The organism is Candidatus Binatia bacterium (assembly GCA_036504975.1).
GTDB lineage: Bacteria > Desulfobacterota > Binatia > UBA9968 > UBA9968 > JAJPJQ01.
Map to the genome: position 1 here is coordinate 1 of DASXUF010000032.1, position 19,037 is coordinate 19,037.

Genomic DNA, 19,037 nt, shown 5'->3' on the forward strand with positions numbered 1-19,037 from the left:
CCACTTCGTCCCTGCCGATTGCACTAGACAAGTTAAAGACTTAAGATAACGCGAATCCGCCGGTCGAGTTCTTCCACCAAGGAATTCGGCAATACGCCAATTTCCCGCCGGAACGATTCGTTGGCGACGGCGATGAGTTGAGCCAACAGGAGATCGCTTTCCTGTGCGAGCCCGCCTTCTCCTTTCTTGATGCGCAGTCTTAGGATGCCCGGATCATTCACCAGCCGTGTCGTTGTAGGAATGACTATAGTCGAGGGATATCCCGCCTCATTTACGATGTCGGATTGAACGACTACAGCAGGGCGGAGCTTGCCGGGTTTGGTTCGTACGCGGGGATTAAAATCAATGACATATAAGTGTCCGCGAACGATCTTCATTTTACTCTCTAGTGCGGCGGGCAACTGCGGCAAAGAAAAGCTCCCGGTTCTCAAGCTTGTCGGCAGCGGCACACCGGCCCACGGACTCTTGGATCTCGCGCCGCAGCTTTTCTTCGTGAGCCTTCTTCTCCAGCGTCTTCAGCGCCACCCGGATCAACCCGGACTTGCTGGTTATGCCGAGCTCCTTCCGAAGCTTCTCGATCTGATCTTCCTCCTTCTTAGAAACAGCTATCGCTCCCATAATGCCTCCTATAATAAAAGTCCCTAGCAATTTTATAATAGAAGCACAATTAAAAAGCAACGATCGTGAAAGGCGTCAAGACTCTGGGCGGAGGAATTTTGGTTGCTTCTCCGATTCCAGAGGTTTTTCAACCAATGCGCTGAGCCGCGCTCCGAGGCTCTCGAGTTTTTTCATTCCTCCGCGATCGAGGAGCACGGTTTTGTCTCCTTTTATAATTAAACGTAGCGAGGGAACCGCGTACGTTTCCGCTGCAGTCGAGCCGGCCAGCGCGAACCCGCTGTAGACCTGGTCGGTCCCGAGCCTGAGCGCAATGACCTCGTCATAATCCGCAGAGAAGCGCTGAGTGCGAAAAATGCTGCGCTTTACCAAGTTTATTTTTCGCTCGCGCCGGTCGAAGACGATCGTTCGCTTAATCGAGAGCAGAAACGCCGCGATTCCCAGGAGAATGAGATTCATCAAAGGGAAATACCACAGCGACGCCGCCGGACCTTCAAAACCGCGCTGGCGCAGCGCCTCGACGATCGGGACCGAAATGAACAGCAACGCGATCGCGATGCCCAAGCAAAGGAAGGCCGGAAAGCGCGCGCCTTGCCACACGAGAACGAATTTCGTCGGCCCGTCCGTAGCGACGCGAAAGCCGAGCCGGCTGCCGATGGCCTCGAAGTGGGATGGATCGCCGTGCATGGAGGAGGAATGCAGGAGCCAGAATTCAGAATCCAGAATTGCGGAATGGCAGGGGCGACATCTTCCGACTACTGGCTCCTGACTCCTGAATTCCGATTTCAACTCTGCTTCTGCGAACGGTAGAAATCCCTAAAGCGGTAGTCTTTCAAGCGGATGAGATCCCGGTACGAGCCGAATCTTTCCTGTGGATCTTCCACCCGGTCGAGGGGATCGAGAGCGTTTTCCTCGCCGTCGAAGAGTTTGACGCGCTTATAAGTGGTGGAGCGCTCGCCGGGAATCCTCCCCATCTCGCGAATCAAGCCGCGAAATTGGGCGGGCTTCATCAACTGGCCGTGCGCCGCGCCGGCGGCCGTAGAGATGCTTTCGTTGATCAGCGTGCCGCCGAAGTCGTTGGCGCCGGCCATGAGCGCGATCTGCGAGAGCTTGGGTCCCTCCTTCACCCAGGAGACCTGCAAGTTGGGAATCCAGTTGTTCAGCATGATGCGCGACACGGCGTACATCTTCATGATCTCCGCGCCGCTCGGGCCCGCGCGCAGCTCCGGAATGCGCTTGCGATGGTGCATCGGCGCTTCTTCATAGACGAAGCTCAGCGGCACGAACTCCGTGATGCCGCCGGTGCGCTTTTGAATGTCGCGCAAGATTCCCAAGTGGGCCGCCTTCTGGCGCGACGTTTCGACGTGGCCGTACATGATCGTCGAGGTGGTGGGGATGCCGAGCTCGTGGGCGGTCTCGATCAATTCGATCCACGCCGCCGTCGCGATGCGGCCAGGGGAAATTTTCTCGCGCACTTCATCGTCGAGAATTTCCGCCGAAGTGCCGGGCAGGCTGCCGACTCCCGCCTCTTTCAGCGCGGCGAGATATCCGCGCACGCCGGCGCCGGTCAAAGTCGATCCGTAGAGCACTTCCTCCGGAGAGAATCCATGGATGTGGAGATCGGGAAGAGTTTCTTTCAGTGCGCGGCAGAGCTTCACGTAGTGCCAACCGTCCATGCCCGGCGCGAGTCCCGCCTGCACGCAGACTTCGCTGGCGCCCAGATCCCAGGCTTCGTGCGCGCGCCGGATGACTTCTTCGACGGGCAAAAAATATCCTTCTTCCGCGAGGTGGCCGCGGCTGAAGGCGCAGAAGCCACAAGCCTTGACGCAAACGTTGGTGAAGTTGATGTTGCGGTTGACGACGTAGGTGACCACGTCGCCGACGGTCTGTTCCCGTAAGTAATCCGCGACGGCGACGATGACCAGGAGGTCGCCGCCGGAGGCGTCGAAGAGCCGCGTGGCGTCTTCGACGCAGATGTCCTCGCCCGCCAATGCGCCGTCGAGAATGCGGGCGATCTCCGGCCGTGCGCCGGACAACATCGACTCGAGAGAAGTTTTCAGGTGCGTGAACGTCATGAAGGCAATGTATCCATTCGTCATAAGAAAGACAATGAGGCGGTGGTTAATTGCCACCGCCCGCCCGCGGGTCTCTCTCCGGGCCGATGCGATACGTCTGTGGTACGCGGCACGAGATTTCTAAAGAGAACCTCTGGAGGACGCATGATGCTCCTCGTCTCACGCATCGGCCCTTCGAGAAACTCACGCGCGGGCGGTGACCTGATTGCTCTACCGGGACTTTAATCTTCGCGGGTTATTTTTCCGCCCAGTAGCGGGCGAATTCTTGGAGGTGAGTCAGCGTGGATAGGTTGCGCATGCGGTCGAGGTAGACCTTGCCGTTTAGGTGGTCCCATTCGTGTTGAATGACCCGCGCGTGAAAACCGCTGGCGACGAAGTCCAGGTTCGCGCCGCGGCGATCGAGCGCGCGGACGCGGATGTTTTTATAACGCGGCACTTTGCCGCGAAAGTCCGGCACGCTGAGACAGCCTTCCCAGTCCTCTTCCATTTCCTCGGCAAGCGGCTCGATCTCCGGATTGAACAAAACCGAGAGCGGCACAGAGGGCTTGTCGGGATAGCGCGGGTTATCGGCGACTTCCAAAACCGCTAGCCGCATCGCCTCGTGGACCTGGTTGGCGGCCAGGCCGACGCCGTTGTATTCCCACATCGTCGCTATCATGTCATCGACCAGTTTCTGCACGTCAGCCGAAGCGATCTGATCCATCGGCACAGGGCGCGTGGCTGCGCGCAACACGGGATGTCCCAGGCGGGCTACTTTGAGGAGCGACATGCACCTCCATTATCACACGGTAGGAAGAATTTTGAATGAAATTGACGCCAAAGTATTGACAAAATGGACCTTGTAAGTCTATATTGAAAAAGGAGATTTGATGCGAGGCGAAAGTCGCAGAGCTGAGCGCAGTTCGCTGATGAACGTGGGCCGGCGGGTCGATTACGCGGTGCGCGCCCTTTCTTATCTTGCCGGACAGCCGCCGGGAAAAATAATCAGCCGGGTAGAGATCGAGGAAAAACAGGCGATTCCCTCGTACTATCTTTCCAAAATCATGAAGGATCTGGTGGCCGGAGGGCTGGTGCGGTCGCACATCGGCTCGAAGGGGGGCTTCAGTCTCGCGCGGTCGCCCGAGGCGATCACGATCAAAGAGGTTTACGAGACGGTGGAGCGGCCGCTCACTCTGATGGAATGTCTGGACAAAGGAGAGAAATACTGCTCGTATTGCGGGGTGTGCACGCAGCGGTCCGTGTGGGAAAACGTCCAGAATCTAGTGGCGGACTACCTCGGGAAAGTTTCCATCGGCGATATCGCGGAACCGCAAGGGCTCACGCGGCGGCTCTCGGCTCTACGGGTGTGAATTCGGTTGGGGGGAGACATCCGGAATGCTGACGATCAAAAATCTGCACGCGAAGGCCGACGGCAACGAAATCCTGCGCGGCATCGATCTCGCCGTGAAAGCGGGCGAGGTCCACGCGGTCATGGGGCCGAACGGCTCGGGCAAAAGCACGCTGGCGCACATTCTCGCCGGCCGGGAGGGCTACGAGGTCACCCAGGGCGAAATTATTTATGAGGGCAAAGATCTGTTCCAGATGCCGCCCGAGGAGCGCGCGCGCGCAGGCATCTTTCTAGCATTTCAGTATCCCGTCGAAATTCCCGGCGTCAATACGACCTATTTTCTCAAGGCCGCGCTCAACTCGATTCGCAAGCATCGCGGGTTTCCCGAGCTCGACGCGATGGATTTTCTCGCGCTCGTCAAGGAGAAGATGAAGATCGTTGATATGGATCAGAGCCTGCTCAACCGGGCGATCAACGAGGGCTTCTCCGGCGGCGAGAAAAAGCGCAACGAGGTATTTCAAATGGCGCTGCTCGAGCCCAAGCTGGCGATCCTCGACGAGACGGACTCCGGCCTCGACATCGACGCGCTGAAGGTCGTGGCCGGCGGCGTCAACGCGCTCAGAAGCAAAGAGCGTGCGGTGATCGTCATCACGCATTATCAGAGGCTGCTAAATTACATCGTCCCCGACCACGTTCACGTCCTCTCCGAAGGCCGCATCGTGAAATCGGGCGGCAAGGGGCTGGCGTTGGAGCTGGAAGAGAAGGGTTATGCCTGGACCGAGGGACCGGTGATCCCCTAAAATAATAATGAATCCCGCAGAAGCCAAAGAATTTTATCTGGCGCGGTTCGCCGATCGCGAGCGCCAAAAGCCCCGCGCCGGATCGTGGGGCGACGAGGTTCGACGAGCGGCGATCGCGCGTTTCGCCGCGCTCGGCTTCCCGACGACGCGCGACGAGGAATGGAAGTACACGAGCGTCGCGCCCATCGTAAAGATTCCCTTCGCGCCCGGCGGCGAAAATGGCGTCGGCGGCAAGCAGATCGACGAACTCGGAGAGGCCGCGGATAATCGCCTCGTCTTCGTCAACGGCCATTTTTCCGTGAAGCTTTCCCGTCTTGGAAAGCTGCCGAGCGGAGTGGTCGCGTCCAGCTTGGCGGCGGCGATGAGCGATTGCCGGGAGAAGGTGGAGCCTCACTGGGCGCGCCACGCAGATTATCAGGATCATAGCTTCGTGGCGCTTAATACCGCGCTCATGGACGACGGCGCTTTGCTGTTCGTGCCGGAGAGGGCGGTCGTCCTAGCGCCGATTCATTTTTTGTTTATTTCGACGGCGGCGGACGAAGCGACGGCGAATCATCCGAGGAGCCTGATCGTATTAGAGAAAGGCAGCCAGGCGACGGTGTTGGAAAGCTACCTGAGCTTTGACCGGACGGTCTATTTTAGCAACGCCGTGACCGAGATCGCCGTCGGGGAAGGCGCAGCGCTCGACCATTACAAAGTACAGTTGGAGAGCGAAAAAGCTTTTCACGTCGCGACGCATCAAGCCCAACTCGACCGCGCCGCCAATTTCACTTCCCATTCGATCGCGCTCGGCGGCGCGCTGGCGAGGAACGACGTCAACGCGGCGTTGGACGGAGAAGGCGGCGACTGCACGCTCAACGGACTTTACCTGACCTACGCGCAGCAGCACATCGACAACCACACCCGCATCGACCACGTGAAGCCGCAGTGCGCGAGCCGCGAGCTGTACAAAGGCATCATGGGCGGAAAATCGCGCGGCGTCTTTAACGGCAAGATCTACGTCCATAAGACGGCCGAGAAGACCGACGCCCGCCAGACGAACAAGAACTTGCTCTTGTCCGAAGAGGCCTGGATCGACACCAAGCCGCAGTTGGAGATCTACAACAACGACGTGAAGTGCAGCCACGGCTCGACCATCGGACAGCTCGACGAAGACGCCCTTTTCTATCTGCGCGCGCGCGGCATCGACCCGAAAGCGGCGATCGGGCTTTTGACCCGAGGGTTTGCCGCCGACATCACCGGGCGGATCAAGAGTGCTCCGATTGCGCGCTGGATCGAAAAATTGCTAACGGAAAAAATCGATTTGCTTTCCACCGACAAAGGCAGGCTATGAAGGCAGAGCTTAAACCGGCGCCGTCCTGGGGCGGGCGCGACGTCTCGTTGGACGTGGCCAGGATCAGAGAGGACTTTCCCATATTAAAGCAGCGGGTCCATGGCAGGCCGCTGGTTTACCTGGACAACGCGGCGACGACGCAGAAGCCCGAAGTCGTGATCGACGCGGTGAGCCGCTATTATAGGACGGACAATGCGAACGTCCACCGCGGGCTGCACCAATTGAGCGAGCGGGCGACCGAAGCCTACGAAGGCGCGCGCCGGAAAGTCCAGCGCTTCATCAACGCCGCCGATGTCAGGGAGATTATTTTCGTCCGCGGCAGCACCGAAGGCATCAACCTCGTGGCGCAGAGTTACGGCCGGGCCAATCTCGGCGCGGGCGACGAGATCGTCATTAGCGCCATGGAGCATCATTCCAACATCGTCCCGTGGCAGCTTCTCTGCGAGGAGAAGGGCGCGCGCCTGCGCGTGGCGCCGATCAACGACGACGGCGAGCTGCTGGTGGAGGAGTACGAGCGGCTGCTCACGGCGAAAACAAGGCTCGTGGCCGTGGCTCACGTGTCGAACGCCCTCGGCACGGTGAATCCGATTCGGCGATTGATCGAGGTTGCCCACCGCCGAAATATTTCGGTGTTGATCGACGGGGCGCAAGCCGCGCCGCACACGAAGATCGACGTGCGCGAGCTGGACGCGGACTTCTACGTCTTTTCCAGTCACAAGGTTTTCGGACCGACGGGAATGGGCGTGCTCTACGCCAAGAGGCATCTGCTCGAAAAAATGCCGCCGTACCAAGGCGGCGGCGACATGATCCTCGCGGTAACGTTTGAAAAGACGACCTACAACGCGCTGCCTTACAAGTTCGAAGCCGGCACGCCGCATATCGCCGGCGCGATCGGCTTGGGCGCCGCGATCGACTATGTCGAGGGGATCGGACTCGCGGCCATCGCGAGCTATGAAAAGGATCTGCTGGCCTACGCGACGGCAAGGGTCTCGGAAATCGAAGGCGTGAAGATTATCGGGACGGCGAAAGAGAAGGCCGCTGTGATATCCTTTGTTATGGAAGGCGTGCACGCCCACGACGTTGGCACGATTCTGGACCAGGAAGGAGTCGCCATTCGCACGGGACACCACTGCGCAATGCCGATCATGGAGCGCTTCGGCGTTCCGGCCACGGCGCGGGCGTCGCTGGCGTTTTACAATACCAAGGAAGAGATCGACGCGCTGGCCGCGGCGATGCACAGGGTTCGGGAGGTGTTTATCTGATGTCCGATCTGCGCGATTTATATCAAGAGCTGATTCTCGACCACAACAAGCGGCCGCGGAACTTCAAAAAGCTGGAGGACGCAAACCGGACCGCGGAAGGGTACAATCCGCTGTGCGGCGACAAAGTCAAAATCTACGCTCGCCTCGAAGACGGCCGGGTGAAGGACGTGAGTTTCGAGGGCTCGGGCTGCGCGATCTCCAAGGCGTCCGCGTCCGTCATGACCGAGAGTCTCAAAGGCAAAACCGTGGCGGAAGTGGAGGCGTTGTTCAAGCGTTTCCGCGACCTCGTCACCGGAAAGGAATCGTCGGAAGCCGATATGGGCAAGCTCGTGGTTTTTTCCGGCGTGTGCGAATTTCCTACGCGCGTTAAATGCGCGACCTTGGCGTGGCACGCGTTGGCCGCCGCCCTGCAAGGAAAGGACGAAGCCGTTTCGACGGAATGAGTAGTTTATGGCTGAAGCGTCTCCCAATCCCGTGGTGATCGAGGCCGAGGTGATCGAGGCCCTGCGTAATTGCTTCGACCCGGAGATACCGGTGAATATTTATGAGCTCGGCCTGATCTACGAGGTTAAAGTAGAACCGTCCGGCGCCGTGGCGATCCGCATGACGCTCACCTCGCCGAATTGTCCCGCGGCGCAATCGCTGCCTGGGGAAGTGCAGGCGAGAGTGAAAGAGATCCCCGGCGTGACCGACGTTTCCGTGGACGTCGTCTGGGAGCCGCCCTGGGACCCGAGCCGCATGTCCGAGGCCGCGCGGCTGCAGCTTGGAATGTTGTGATCGGATGATGGAAGGGGGAACAATGGAACGCGATTTTCCAGCGGGAGAAAACGACGAAAAGACGCCGGCGGAAACGACCCCGATCGAGCCGGCCGAGCCGGCCGACATGGATGAATTGGAAGAGGCCGGCGATTTGCTGGCTGCGGACGAAGCCGAGCCGGAAGAAAAAGAGGAGGCCGAGGCGGATCTCGAGGGCGTGCAGAAGAGCAGCGACCCCATCGCACTTTATCTGCGCGAGATCGGCTCCGTGCCCCTCCTGACGCGCGAACAGGAAGTCTCGTTGGCGAAGGAGATCGAACAGGGGGAGCAGAAGGTTTGGGAGGCCGCGCTATCTTCTCCGGCCGCGCTCAGCACCGTTCTCGCAAGATCCAAGCAAGTGCAAGCCGGCCAGGTCGGCGTTTCGGAGCTGCTTCTGAACGACGAAGCGGGAGAAGCGCCGGTTGCTGGCGGCCACGCGGAGAAGCAGTTTATGAAGGCGGTCAAAAAGCTGCGCCCGCTTGCCCGGGCGCGCGAGCGCGTCGTGCGGGAGCTGTCGAGGAAGCGGCTCGCGCAGAGGAGACGAAGACGCTTGGAAGCGCTGCTGCAGAAGAAAAACGGCGAGGTCCTGGCGGCGCTGAAAGAGCTTCGCCTGGGAAAATCGTTTGTCGAAGAGCTGGCCGACCGGCTCAAGAAATCACACGACCGGCTCGTCGAGCTGGAGTCGAAGCTGGCGCGAGCGAAAGGCAACGAGCGAAAAAATATTCTCGCCGAGATCGGCAGGATCGAACAAGAAACGGAGATGCCGTCCGCCGCGCTCAAGCAGAAGGCGGCGACGATCCGCGAGGGGGAAGCGAAGGCGAATCACGCAAAAAAGGTCCTGACCGAATCGAATCTCAGGCTGGTGATCACGATCGCCAAGAAGTACGCCAACCGCGGGCTTCCGTTCCTCGACATGGTTCAGGAAGGCAACATCGGGCTGATGCGGGCGGTGGAAAAATTCGATTACCGGCTCGGCTACCGTTTTTCCACCTATGCAACCTGGTGGATTCGCCAGTCGATCACCCGCGACATTCATAACTCGGCGCGGACGATTCGTCTTCCGGTCCACGTGATCGAGGACAGAAACCGGCTGCTGCGCACCGTCCATTACTTACTGCGCAAGCTCGGACGCGAGCCGCGCCCGGATGAGATCGCGGCCGAGATGGGTCTCGAGCTCGAGGAGGTCAAGCGGATGCTGGGACTCGTGGGCGAGCCGGTCTCGCTCAACACGCCGATCGGAGACGACGGCGAAAGCCGCCTCGAAGACCTGGTCGAAGACCGGCACTCGCCGAAGCCGGTAGACCAGGCGATGGACGCGCACCTGCACGCGCAGATCCGCAAGGCGCTGGCGACCCTGCCGCCCCGGCAGGAAAAGGTCATTCGGATGCGCTTCGGCGTCGGCGAGGCGCGCGACTACACGCTGGAGGAGCTGGGCGACAAATTTTCCGTCACGCGCGAGCGCATCCGCCAGATCGAAGCGACGGCGCTCCGCCGCCTGCGCTCGCCCAGCCGGGCGTTGAAGAACTGACGTCTCAATTAATAGTGAAGTCGGCGTCGCTGGTGTCGCAGATCGCGGGAAAATTCACGCTGCACACCTTGATCCTGACCGTTGTCTTTGCCGGCCCCTTTACTTTCCAAATTTGTGAGCCGTCATTCGGCGTGCTCTTGATAATGCTTTTCCAGGTCGCCCCGCTGTCGCGGGAAAGATAGATCTGCACATTGTGGTTCTTTATAGTGGTGATATCGTTGGAACTCCAGGTGATTGTTTGCGAGGTGCCTATGGGCCAGCTCTCACCGCCGTCAGGTGAGATCACCGTGATGGACGGGCTGGGGCCTGGGAACTCGGTGTCGTTGAGCAGGATGGAGAGCTTGCCGTTCGCCACCGCCAGGTCGGGTTTCGTGTCGCCATCAAAATCGTCGGTTGTGATGGCGAACTGACCCCCTGCCGTGGAGAAGGATTTGCGGTGGCCGAACGTGCCGTCGCCGTTGCCCAAAAGAACGGAAAGCCGGTTGTCGGGAAAATGCGCCGCTGCGAGGTCGAGGGCGCCGTCGCCGTTGAAATCCGCGGTCGTTAGAGAGACGGGCACTCCATCCCCAAGACTGAAGCGTCTTGCTTCGGCAAAAAGACCCTTGACAAGTACGTCTACGTCCGGATTGCGTAACAGAACGTTGACATTTTTCCCCAGCTCGTTGGCCGTAGCCAAGTCCGGTAGACCGTCTCCATTAAAATCTCCCGTGACGATTGATACCGGCTGGCCTGACACGGTGCACTTAGATTCATCGGTTCTACAGTCTGAAGGAGTAAAATTGCCGCTCCCGTCGCCCAAAAGAATCGAAACGGTTTTGCCGGCAAAGTTCGTTATCGCGAGATCCAGATTTCCATCGGGGGGGCTGCTGAAATCTGCGACCGCGATCGAGACCGGCTGATTGCCGACGGTAATCGGGGATCCTGAAGCTTCCGTAAAAGTTCCATCTCCATTGCCCAATAAGATAGCGACGTTGCCGCTAGTGTGATTCGCGACGGCCAGGTCCAGGTTCGAATCGCCATTGAAATGTCCGATGGCGATAAAGATCGGACCATTGCCTGGGGAAAGGTTGGGAAGGACGGAGGTAAATGTTCCATCGCCAATTCCCAAACGAATGGATACGGTGTCGCCGCGAAAGTTGGCGATCGCCAGATCGAGGTGCCCGTCGTTGTTAAAATCGCCGACCGCCGCGCCCAGCGGGCTATTGCCGACGGGCAAGGGAGGAGGTTTGGTAAATCCTAGAGTGGCGGGATCGCCGTCGCCTAAAAGGATGGCAACTTTCTCGCTGGCATTGTTGACCACGGCCAGATCGATCTCGCCGTCTTCGTTGAAATCGCCCGTCACGACGAAGACCGGATTAGCCCCGACGGTAAAGTTTTTGCTCTTTTCGAAGGAAACCGGTTGCGCAAAGCCGACGCCGGCGGTGAGCAAGATAAACGCGACTGCGGCAAAAGAGCGGCGGAGAGCGCTGCCGTCGTGCTGTATTGCGATACGTTTCATCCTACCCCCTGGAACCGAGAAACGGACGGGAGAACGCCCGCCGTCCGGACAAAATTAACGACACTTTATACGAGACCGGACTTTGGTTCAATGGCCCGCTCAAATCCGATGGCGTCGGCTGAGCCGTCGGCGCCGCTTCAGGCTGAATTGAATTTGCCAAACCGTGAGTGTATCGTGAGAAATCCGAGTCCGGTCATGTCACAAACGCTTTATGAACAGATCGGCGGCGAGCGGAAGCTGAGAGAGATCATCGACGTATTCATCGACCGGGTCTTTGCCGATCGAATGATCGGCTTTTTTTTCCGCAACGCCGATAAAACAAGAATTAAAGAGCTGGAATATCAGTTGACCGCCGAGTTTCTGGGCGCGGACATCCGATATCAGGGAAGGCCGCTGGATCACGCGCACGCGAAGCATCCCATCATGGGCGGGCAATTCGCGCGCCGGATGCAGATTCTCAAAGAAACGCTGGAGGATTTTAAGGTGCCGCAAGCGATCCGCGAAGCGTGGTTGCAACACAACGAGAGCTTGCGCAAGCTCATCACGTCGGATTCCGGCTCCGATTGCGATCCCGTCGAGGCGCGGAAGAAATCCGAAGCATCTCACAAGGGCGTATGAAAGCCGTGTCCGACCCGTCGAGATTGCCGCGTTGAAGCTGAGAGAGATATACGCCCGTCCGGGGCCGATTTTCTCCATCGAGTTTTTTCCGCCGAAGACAGAAAAAGGCGACGAGAACCTCTTCGCCGAGATCTCCGTTCTCAAAAGTCTCCATCCCGCCTTTTGCTCGGTCACGTACGGCGCCGGCGGCAGCACGCGAAGCCGAACCGTCGATCTCGTGGACCGGATCCACCGCGAGTGCGGCCTCGAGGTGATGTGCCATCTGACCGTCGTCGGCCAGTCGCAGGATGAAGTGCGCTCGATCTTGACCCGGCTGAAGGAAAACCGCATCGAGAACATCATCGCGCTCTCCGGCGATCCGCCTCAGGGGACGCCGGACTGGAAGCCGCATCCGGACGGCTACCATCACTCGATCGAGTTGGTGAGAGAGGCGGTTTCTCGCGGCTGCTTTTCCATCGCCGTCGCAGGCTTTCCAGAAGTCCACCCGCGCGCCGATAGCCGAGACTCCGATCTCAAATATCTCAAGGCCAAAGTGGACGCCGGCGCCGACGTCGTCATCACGCAACTATTTTTCGACAACGACGCCTACTACAGGTTCGTCGAGGACGTGAGACGGCTCGGGGTGCGGGTGCCGGTCGTCCCGGGCATGCTGCCGATTCTTTCCGTCCCTCAGGTGCGCCGTTTCACGGCCCTGTGCGGCGCCAAAATTCCGCCGCGGCTCGAACACCGGCTGGCCGAGGTGGAGAACGACGAAGAGGCGGCGGCGAAATTAGGAATCGATTACGCCACCGAGCAATGCGCCGGGCTGCTCGCTTTCGGCGCGCCGGGAATCCATTTCTATTCGTTGAACAAGTCGCGCTCGATCAAAGCCATCTTCGCCAACCTAAACCTTTCATCAGGCCGCTGAGAACGCCTAAAAGCGATCTGCCCGCCCGTGAGCCTCTCTCCGGGCCGGCAAACCAACTAGGTTCAATTTGAATTCAACAACATTTCTATGTAGGGGCAGGCCCCTGTGCCTGCCCTTCTTTTTCGGGCGACCACGGGGGGTCGCCCCTACGAAATTTTATCAAACTGAACCGCTACCCAACCCAGGCCTCAATTGAATTCATGATTCCGCGATAGTAAGGTGGTGAAATATTTTGCGGACTCAAGACTGAAAGAACCAGGATGGACGAGACGACCGAACAGATGGCAGTGCGGCGGGAGAAGCTCCAGAAGCTCATGGACTCGGGACACGCGCCGTACCCCAACGACTTCAAGCCCAATCATCTGACCGCGGATATCATAGCCGCGCACGGCGCCTTGCCGGAAGACCGACTCGCCGCTCTCGCAACCGAATTCTCCGTCGCCGGACGGATCATGGGGATCCGCTCGTTCGGCAAAGCGTCGTTCTTTCATATTCAGGACCGCAAGGGGCGGCTCCAGGTTTACGTGCGTCGCGACCGCGTCGGCGACGAGGGCTACCGGCTTTTCGAGCAGTTCGACATGGGCGATATCGTCGGCGTGTGGGGACGCCTGTTCCGCACCAAGACCAAGGAGCTGACGATCGAGGCCAAGGGGATCCGCTTGCTCGCGAAATGCCTGCGGCCGCTGCCGGAAAAATGGCACGGCCTCGCGGACGTGGAAGCGCGCTATCGCCAGCGCTACGTGGATCTCATGGTCAACCGCGAAGTGAAAGAGTTGTTCCAGAGACGCTCGCAGATTATCCGCATCATCCGCAGGTTCTTCGAAGAGCGGGACTTCCTCGAGGTCGAGACGCCGATGATGCAGTCCATTCCAGGCGGCGCGGCGGCCCGGCCGTTCGTCACCCATCACAACGCGCTCAATATGGAGCTCTATCTCAGGGTCGCTCCGGAGCTGTTCCTCAAGCGCCTCCTGGTCGGTGGCCTGGAGCGGGTCTTCGAGCTCAACCGGAATTTTCGCAACGAAGGCGTCTCGGTGCGCCACAACCCGGAATTCACCATGCTCGAATTCTATCAAGCCTATGCGACCTACGACGATCTCATGGCGCTCACCGAGGACTTGTTCACGACCATAGCGAAAGAGGTCGTCGGGGCGCTTAAAATAAGTTACGGCGAGCATGAGATCGGCCTCAAGACCCCCTGGCGCCGGTTGTCGCTCGTCGATTCGATCGCGGAGTACGGCGGGGCGGAGCGGCACGCTTTGGCCGACGCCGCCGGGCTCAGAGCTCTGGCTCAAGGCAAAGGGTTGAAGCTCGAGCCGGGTCTGCCTTACGGCAAGCTCCTCGTCGACGTCTTCGAAAAGTTGGTCGAGCCGCAGTTGATCCAGCCGACCTTCATCATGGGGTATCCGCTCGAGGTTTCTCCTCTGGCGCGAAAGAGCGAGCAGAACCCGGCGCTGGTCGATCGCTTCGAGCTCTACATCGGCGGGCGCGAGCTGGCCAACGCTTTTTCCGAGCTGAACGATCCGGCCGATCAGCGCGAGCGGTTCGAAAAGCAGGCGGCGGCGCGCAAAGCGGGCGACGACGAGGCGCATGCCTTCGACGAGGATTACGTACGCGCGCTGGAATACGGCATGCCGCCGGCGGCGGGAGAAGGGATCGGCATCGACCGGCTGGTGATGCTCTTCACGGCTTCTCCCTCGATCCGCGACGTCATTCTATTCCCATTGCTGCGGCCGGAGCGCTGAAGAATCTTTAACCAAACTTATGAAATATGAACTCTTCATCGGCCTGCGTTATCTTCGCGGCCGCCGGCGCGAAACCTTTATCTCTCTGATCACGGTCATTTCAATTTTGGGCGTGATGCTCGGCGTGATGACTCTCATCGTCGTGATGGCGGTGATGACCGGCTTCGAAGAGACGCTGCGCGACCGGCTGCTCGGCATCAACGCGCACGTGGCGGTGATCAAGCCCGGCGACACTCTGACGGGATACCAGGGCCTCCTCGACAAGATCGCGGGCGAGCGGGGCGTCGTCGCCGCGGCGCCAGCGGTCTTCGGCCAGGTCATGGTGACCTCCGGGAACCGCGTTTCGGGCGTCGTCGTGCGCGGCGTCGATCCCGACCTCGCCAACCGGGTGGTCGATATCGAGCAGTCGCTCGAGCAAGGAAAGCTTTCGGATCTCAAGAAACCGCAGCCGATCGAGAGCGAAGGACGTGCGGTGTCGCTCCCGGGCGTGATCCTGGGTTACCGCCTGGCGGGACAATTGGGTGTCCGCGTCGGAGATCCGATCCAGGTGGTCTCGCCCCTGGGCACGCCTTCGGTCATGGGAATGATACCGAAGATACGGCGCTTCGTCGTGGTCGCGGTATTCAAGTCGGGCATGCAGGAGTACGACGCGACGCTGATGTATATGAACCTCGCCGACGCCCAGCGCTTCTTCGAGCTGGGAGACGCCGTGACGAGCATCGACGTCCGGGTGCAGAACGTCTATCAATCCCTGGACGTGGCCACGCGCATCCAACTGAAACTCGGACCTCCTTACTGGGCGGAGGATTGGTCACGGCGCTGGCCGGGTCTGTTCTCCGCGCTCCGGCTGGAAAAAACCGTCTACTTCCTGGTCCTGCTGCTGATGATTCTGGTCGGCGCCTTCAACATCATCTCCACCTTGATCATGGTGGTGATGGAGAAGCGCAGAGACATCGCCATCCTGCAATCGATGGGCGCAAGCCGGAAGAGCATGCGGAATATTTTTCTCATCAAAGGCTGCGTGATCGGCGGCATGGGCACCTCGCTGGGCTTGGCCATCGGGTATGGCCTCTGCCTGTTGATTCAGGAATATCACTTTATCAAGCTCCCCGACGTGTTCCTCATGGAAACGGTCCCCGTGCGTATTTACTTCAGCAACTTTATCCTCGTGGCCGCAGCATCCTTTGCCATCTGCCTGCTGGCGAGCATCTACCCGGCGCGCCAGGCGGCGAAATTGGACCCGGTCGAGATCATCCGTTATGAGTAATCTTCTCCGTGTGCGCGACCTGTGGAAGTCGTTTCAGGACACGAGCGCGGAGATCCGCGTCTTGAGCGGCCTCGACCTCGACCTGGAGGAGGGCGAGCGGCTGGCGATCGTCGGCGAGTCGGGCGTAGGCAAGAGCACGCTGCTGCATATCCTCGGCACGCTCGATCGGCCGACCCGGGGCCAGGTGCTCTACCGCGAGAAGGAGCTGTTCGCCATGGACGAGGATCAGTTGGCCGCGTTTCGCAACCGCGACGTCGGTTTCGTTTTTCAATTCCACTACCTGCTGCCGGACTTCAACGCCTTGGAAAACGTTATGCTGCCCGCCTTGATTCAAGGTTGGGATTGGGAAAAGGCCGAACCGGCGGCGCAGCGGCTATTGGAAACGGTCGGGCTCAAGGAGCGGGTGAGTCACCGGCCGGGAAAGCTCTCGGGCGGCGAGCAGCAGCGGGTCGCGGTGGCGCGGTCGGTGATCCTGGAGCCGAAATTGATTCTGGCGGACGAACCGACCGGAGATCTGGACGCGCGCACCGGCGCGGAGGTCCAGGATCTGCTTTTCCGCTTGAACCAGGAATCTCGAATAGCCCTTATCGTCGCCACCCACAATCGCGGCTTCGCGGAAAGGATCGGGCGGCAAATGGAGCTCCGGGAGGGGCGCCTTTTCCCGGTGTGAGAAAAGCCGATATTTAGCTTTACAAAAGTTGGCGGATTTGTTACAAAAAGGCCGTTTTGGCAAGGTCTCCCTGTAAGCGGACTCGGTCGATGATTTCAACCGTGTGTAACCTTAAGCTGCCAATCGCCATCGCGCTCGCGGTTTCTCTGCCGTTCTTTTTCTCTCCAGTTGTTCATGCCCAATCGGTTACGCTGAAGGAAGTCAAAATCCAGGGCAATATTCGCGTCGAAGAAGAAGGCGTTCGGCTTCACCTGCAAGCGCGCGCCGGGGAGGCCTTCGATCCTACGGTCGTGGAAAAAGACGTGAAATCGATCTACCGGATGGGTTTCTTCGACGATGTCCAGGCCGAGCTGTCACCCGAGGCCGTGCTCACGTATTCGGTCAAAGAGAAACCTTACGTCAACGAGGTAAAAATTCAGGGCAATTCCCAAATATCGAAGGAGAAGGTCGAAACGGCTTTTGGCATCGCGCCGCGCACTATTCTGGACCGGGACAAGATCGTCGAAGGCATCGGCAAGGTCAAAAAGCTCTACAGCGAACAGGGCTACGTTAACGCGAGCGTCGATTACACCGTGACCAGCGCGGAAAACAACCAGGCCGTTGTCTCTGTGGATATCGAGGAAGGGAACCGCCTCTTGGTGAAGCGGATCTCCTTCCAGGGAAATCGCTCATTCTCGGAAAAAGATCTCAAAGGACTGATGGGCACCAAGGAAGAGTGGTTCCTCTCGTTCATCACCAACCGCGGAGTCCTCGACCACGACTCGCTCTCCAACGACATGGCCATCCTGGCGTCGCATTACTACGACCATGGCTTTATCAATCATAAGATTGCCGATCCGGTGATTTTGCGCAATCGGCAGGGGATCGAAATCGTGATTCGGATCGACGAGGGAGAGCAGTATCGGGTCGGCAAGGTCGAGGTCGGCGGCGATATGGTGGAAGATCCCAAGCTCTTGCTCAAAAAGATGCAGTTGACCCAGGGTCAGATCTTTCGCGGCAGCCGCTTGCGCCAGGACATCTCGAATCTCACCGATACCTATGCCGACAAAGGCTTCGCGTTCGCTCAGGTGGACCCCGTCACGAAGATCAATCCCAAAGAGAAAAACGTCGATATCGCGCTGGTGGTCACCAAGGGGCCGCCGGTTTACTTCAATCACGTCTTGGTTTCGGGAAACAACAAGACGCGCGACAAGGTGGTGCGGCGGGCGGTCGTCCCCGCCGAGCAGGAGCTCTATTCCTCCAACAAGGTCAAGCAAAGCCGCAGCGCGCTGCAGCGAACGGGCTACTTCGAGGATGTCCAGTTGTCGACGAAAAAGACCGACCAGCCCGATGCCGTCGATCTGTTGGTCGACGTGAAAGAAGCGCCGACCGGGACTTTCAGCGTGGGCGCGGGGTATAGCAGCGGCGACGCGTTTGTTTTTAACGCCGGCATTCAGGAAAAAAACCTTTTCGGCCGCGGCCAAGCGGTGAATCTAAACGCCGATCTGGGAACGAGGCGGCAGGATTTTGTCCTGGGCTTCAAAGAACCCTATCTTCTCGATACGCCGCTCAGTCTCGGGGTCGAGGCCTTCAACAGCCAACGCGACTACAGCGATTTCTCGGTGCGGCGGACCGGCTTCGACATCGACACGAGCTATCCGCTCAGGCGCATGAATATCCCATTCCTCGGCCTGTCGCGGCGCCCGGAAGACGATTTGACCTACGATCAGCCGCACTCCTTTCTGGACTTTACCAAGGTCGGGATCGGTTACGAATTGATCCAGAGCAGGTTGGGAGATTTCCAATCCGAAGACAGAGTGCTCACCGGAGTTCCGGTTAGAGATGAAAACGGTAAATTATTCACCGCGCGCGACCCGTTTGCCGATGCCAAGGAGAAGACCTGGACCAGCAGCATCGGCCCGACACTGAGCTACGACAGTCGGGACCATTTCTTCCATCCCACGGAGGGATGGTCTTCCAGGATGGGGTCTAAGTTCGCCGGCTTGGGCGGGGACAATCAGTACATCAAAAACGACGTCAACGGCAAGTATTATTACCCGCTGCTGAAGAGTCCTACCTGGGGCAACTATACTCTGTCCGTGGGCGGAACTTTCGGCTACGGCATCGGCCTCGGCGGCGCCAACGGCGACGGTCTCCCGTTCTTCGATCGCTACTACGCAGGCGGCATCAATTCGGTGCGCGGCTTCACGGATCGCAGTTTAGCGCCTCATGAGAAGCGGGTGGTTTGCAGGAAAATACCCAAGGGGGGCGATCGCAATCCGGACGACGGCTGCGGCACCGGGTCTGATCCCCATATTCAATCCGTCATCGTCGGCGGCGATAAGCTGGTGGTCGGCAACTTCGAGACGACCTTTCCGATCATGGAGCAATACGGGCTTCGCGGCGTGGCTTTCTTCGACATGGGAAACGCCTTCGATGCTTTCCGCTTCAGCGACCTGCGCAGGTCGGTCGGAGTGGGCGGACGCTGGCTGTCTCCGTTCGGTCCTCTCCGGGTGGAGCTCGGATTCCCTCTGAACAAACAAAGAGGCGACGACACTTCCGTCATAGGTTTCGCGCTGGGCGGTCAACAATAGCCCGGCTGTCTGCAATTCTCACGATCC

19 protein-coding genes are annotated in these 19,037 nt (G+C 59.2%); 13 read left to right on the top strand and 6 right to left on the bottom strand.

Annotated features, from left to right (window positions below):
* Positions 1 to 32 precede the first annotated feature (32 nt).
* The 5 genes from VGL70_04790 to def all read right to left on the bottom strand — a co-directional run bounded on the left by VGL70_04790 (position 33) and on the right by def (position 3,459).
* Positions 33 to 377: a type II toxin-antitoxin system PemK/MazF family toxin gene (locus VGL70_04790; GenBank protein HEY3302838.1), complete on the bottom strand. Its 345-nt coding sequence runs from the start codon at positions 375 to 377 to the stop codon at positions 33 to 35.
* A gap of 1 nt (position 378) precedes the next feature.
* Positions 379 to 618 (bottom strand): hypothetical protein, encoded by a 240-nt coding sequence (locus VGL70_04795; GenBank protein HEY3302839.1) that lies wholly within the window; start codon positions 616 to 618, stop codon positions 379 to 381.
* A gap of 75 nt (positions 619 to 693) precedes the next feature.
* Entirely contained in the window at positions 694 to 1,302 is a 609-nt protein-coding gene (locus tag VGL70_04800) for a hypothetical protein (GenBank protein ID HEY3302840.1), read from the bottom strand.
* Positions 1,303 to 1,400: 98 nt separating this feature from the next.
* Positions 1,401 to 2,690 (bottom strand): 5-amino-6-(D-ribitylamino)uracil--L-tyrosine 4-hydroxyphenyl transferase CofH, encoded by a 1,290-nt coding sequence (gene cofH / locus VGL70_04805; protein HEY3302841.1) that lies wholly within the window; start codon positions 2,688 to 2,690, stop codon positions 1,401 to 1,403.
* A gap of 235 nt (positions 2,691 to 2,925) precedes the next feature.
* On the bottom strand, positions 2,926 to 3,459 hold the full coding sequence (def, locus tag VGL70_04810; protein ID HEY3302842.1) for a peptide deformylase: 534 nt from the start codon (positions 3,457 to 3,459) through the stop codon (positions 2,926 to 2,928).
* Between the two features lie 100 nt (positions 3,460 to 3,559).
* On the opposite strand from def, the gene VGL70_04815 reads away from it, so the two are divergent.
* From VGL70_04815 to VGL70_04845, 7 genes are read left to right on the top strand one after another with little or no spacing between them, the layout of a single operon-like run.
* The gene (locus VGL70_04815) at positions 3,560 to 4,039 is read left to right on the top strand and encodes an Rrf2 family transcriptional regulator (protein HEY3302843.1); all 480 of its coding nucleotides are present in this window, start codon (positions 3,560 to 3,562) and stop codon (positions 4,037 to 4,039) included.
* A 25-nt stretch (positions 4,040 to 4,064) separates the two neighbouring features.
* Positions 4,065 to 4,817 (top strand): Fe-S cluster assembly ATPase SufC, encoded by a 753-nt coding sequence (sufC, locus tag VGL70_04820; GenBank protein HEY3302844.1) that lies wholly within the window; start codon positions 4,065 to 4,067, stop codon positions 4,815 to 4,817.
* A 7-nt stretch (positions 4,818 to 4,824) separates the two neighbouring features.
* The gene (gene sufD, locus VGL70_04825) at positions 4,825 to 6,150 is read left to right on the top strand and encodes a Fe-S cluster assembly protein SufD (protein ID HEY3302845.1); all 1,326 of its coding nucleotides are present in this window, start codon (positions 4,825 to 4,827) and stop codon (positions 6,148 to 6,150) included.
* Positions 6,147 to 7,412, top strand: a complete 1,266-nt coding sequence (locus tag VGL70_04830) for a cysteine desulfurase (protein ID HEY3302846.1) — start codon at positions 6,147 to 6,149, stop codon at positions 7,410 to 7,412. Before sufD ends, VGL70_04830 begins: the two co-directional genes overlap by 4 nt.
* The gene (locus tag VGL70_04835) at positions 7,412 to 7,855 is read left to right on the top strand and encodes an SUF system NifU family Fe-S cluster assembly protein (GenBank protein ID HEY3302847.1); all 444 of its coding nucleotides are present in this window, start codon (positions 7,412 to 7,414) and stop codon (positions 7,853 to 7,855) included. Before VGL70_04830 ends, VGL70_04835 begins: the two co-directional genes overlap by 1 nt.
* 7 nt (positions 7,856 to 7,862) lie before the next feature.
* Positions 7,863 to 8,189 carry an SUF system Fe-S cluster assembly protein gene (locus tag VGL70_04840; GenBank protein HEY3302848.1) on the top strand — a complete coding sequence of 109 codons (327 nt, stop codon included), beginning with the start codon at positions 7,863 to 7,865 and terminating at the stop codon, positions 8,187 to 8,189.
* Positions 8,190 to 8,211: 22 nt separating this feature from the next.
* The gene (locus tag VGL70_04845) at positions 8,212 to 9,735 is read left to right on the top strand and encodes a sigma-70 family RNA polymerase sigma factor (GenBank protein HEY3302849.1); all 1,524 of its coding nucleotides are present in this window, start codon (positions 8,212 to 8,214) and stop codon (positions 9,733 to 9,735) included.
* Between the two features lie 4 nt (positions 9,736 to 9,739).
* On the opposite strand, the gene VGL70_04850 is transcribed toward VGL70_04845, so the two are convergent.
* Positions 9,740 to 11,233 carry a VCBS repeat-containing protein gene (locus VGL70_04850; protein ID HEY3302850.1) on the bottom strand — a complete coding sequence of 498 codons (1,494 nt, stop codon included), beginning with the start codon at positions 11,231 to 11,233 and terminating at the stop codon, positions 9,740 to 9,742.
* Between the two features lie 195 nt (positions 11,234 to 11,428).
* Between VGL70_04850 and VGL70_04855 the strand changes: the two genes are divergently transcribed.
* The 6 genes from VGL70_04855 (at position 11,429) to bamA (ending at position 19,010) form a co-directional block, all read left to right on the top strand.
* Complete coding sequence (locus VGL70_04855; protein ID HEY3302851.1) at positions 11,429 to 11,851, top strand: group 1 truncated hemoglobin; 423 nt, start codon at positions 11,429 to 11,431, stop codon at positions 11,849 to 11,851.
* Positions 11,852 to 11,882: 31 nt separating this feature from the next.
* Complete coding sequence (metF, locus tag VGL70_04860) at positions 11,883 to 12,758, top strand: methylenetetrahydrofolate reductase [NAD(P)H] (GenBank protein HEY3302852.1); 876 nt, start codon at positions 11,883 to 11,885, stop codon at positions 12,756 to 12,758.
* Positions 12,759 to 13,018: 260 nt separating this feature from the next.
* Complete coding sequence (lysS, locus tag VGL70_04865; protein ID HEY3302853.1) at positions 13,019 to 14,500, top strand: lysine--tRNA ligase; 1,482 nt, start codon at positions 13,019 to 13,021, stop codon at positions 14,498 to 14,500.
* 19 nt (positions 14,501 to 14,519) lie between these two features.
* The gene (locus VGL70_04870) at positions 14,520 to 15,767 is read left to right on the top strand and encodes a lipoprotein-releasing ABC transporter permease subunit (GenBank protein HEY3302854.1); all 1,248 of its coding nucleotides are present in this window, start codon (positions 14,520 to 14,522) and stop codon (positions 15,765 to 15,767) included.
* Positions 15,760 to 16,437 carry an ATP-binding cassette domain-containing protein gene (locus tag VGL70_04875; protein HEY3302855.1) on the top strand — a complete coding sequence of 226 codons (678 nt, stop codon included), beginning with the start codon at positions 15,760 to 15,762 and terminating at the stop codon, positions 16,435 to 16,437. The genes VGL70_04870 and VGL70_04875 overlap by 8 nt, the downstream gene beginning before the upstream one ends.
* A gap of 89 nt (positions 16,438 to 16,526) precedes the next feature.
* A complete protein-coding gene (gene bamA / locus VGL70_04880) occupies positions 16,527 to 19,010 on the top strand; it encodes an outer membrane protein assembly factor BamA (protein HEY3302856.1) in 2,484 nt (827 codons plus the stop codon).
* Positions 19,011 to 19,037 lie beyond the last annotated feature (27 nt).

Excerpts from the sequence above, each read along its gene's own strand:
- VGL70_04845 (HEY3302849.1), top strand. The coding sequence starts at position 8,212 with ATGGAACGCGATTTTCCAGCGGGAGAAAACGACGAAAAGACGCCGGCG.
- lysS (HEY3302853.1), top strand. The coding sequence starts at position 13,019 with ATGGACGAGACGACCGAACAGATGGCAGTGCGGCGGGAGAAGCTCCAG.
- VGL70_04800 (HEY3302840.1), bottom strand. The coding sequence starts at position 1,302 with ATGCACGGCGATCCATCCCACTTCGAGGCCATCGGCAGCCGGCTCGGC.
- VGL70_04875 (HEY3302855.1), top strand. The coding sequence starts at position 15,760 with ATGAGTAATCTTCTCCGTGTGCGCGACCTGTGGAAGTCGTTTCAGGAC.
- VGL70_04790 (HEY3302838.1), bottom strand. The coding sequence starts at position 377 with ATGAAGATCGTTCGCGGACACTTATATGTCATTGATTTTAATCCCCGC.
- VGL70_04815 (HEY3302843.1), top strand. The coding sequence starts at position 3,560 with ATGCGAGGCGAAAGTCGCAGAGCTGAGCGCAGTTCGCTGATGAACGTG.
- cofH (HEY3302841.1), bottom strand. The coding sequence starts at position 2,690 with ATGACGTTCACGCACCTGAAAACTTCTCTCGAGTCGATGTTGTCCGGC.
- VGL70_04795 (HEY3302839.1), bottom strand. The coding sequence starts at position 618 with ATGGGAGCGATAGCTGTTTCTAAGAAGGAGGAAGATCAGATCGAGAAG.
- def (HEY3302842.1), bottom strand. The coding sequence starts at position 3,459 with ATGTCGCTCCTCAAAGTAGCCCGCCTGGGACATCCCGTGTTGCGCGCA.
- sufD (HEY3302845.1), top strand. The coding sequence starts at position 4,825 with ATGAATCCCGCAGAAGCCAAAGAATTTTATCTGGCGCGGTTCGCCGAT.
- bamA (HEY3302856.1), top strand. The coding sequence starts at position 16,527 with ATGATTTCAACCGTGTGTAACCTTAAGCTGCCAATCGCCATCGCGCTC.
- VGL70_04855 (HEY3302851.1), top strand. The coding sequence starts at position 11,429 with ATGTCACAAACGCTTTATGAACAGATCGGCGGCGAGCGGAAGCTGAGA.
- VGL70_04850 (HEY3302850.1), bottom strand. The coding sequence starts at position 11,233 with ATGAAACGTATCGCAATACAGCACGACGGCAGCGCTCTCCGCCGCTCT.
- VGL70_04830 (HEY3302846.1), top strand. The coding sequence starts at position 6,147 with ATGAAGGCAGAGCTTAAACCGGCGCCGTCCTGGGGCGGGCGCGACGTC.
- sufC (HEY3302844.1), top strand. The coding sequence starts at position 4,065 with ATGCTGACGATCAAAAATCTGCACGCGAAGGCCGACGGCAACGAAATC.
- VGL70_04870 (HEY3302854.1), top strand. The coding sequence starts at position 14,520 with ATGAAATATGAACTCTTCATCGGCCTGCGTTATCTTCGCGGCCGCCGG.
- VGL70_04840 (HEY3302848.1), top strand. The coding sequence starts at position 7,863 with ATGGCTGAAGCGTCTCCCAATCCCGTGGTGATCGAGGCCGAGGTGATC.
- VGL70_04835 (HEY3302847.1), top strand. The coding sequence starts at position 7,412 with ATGTCCGATCTGCGCGATTTATATCAAGAGCTGATTCTCGACCACAAC.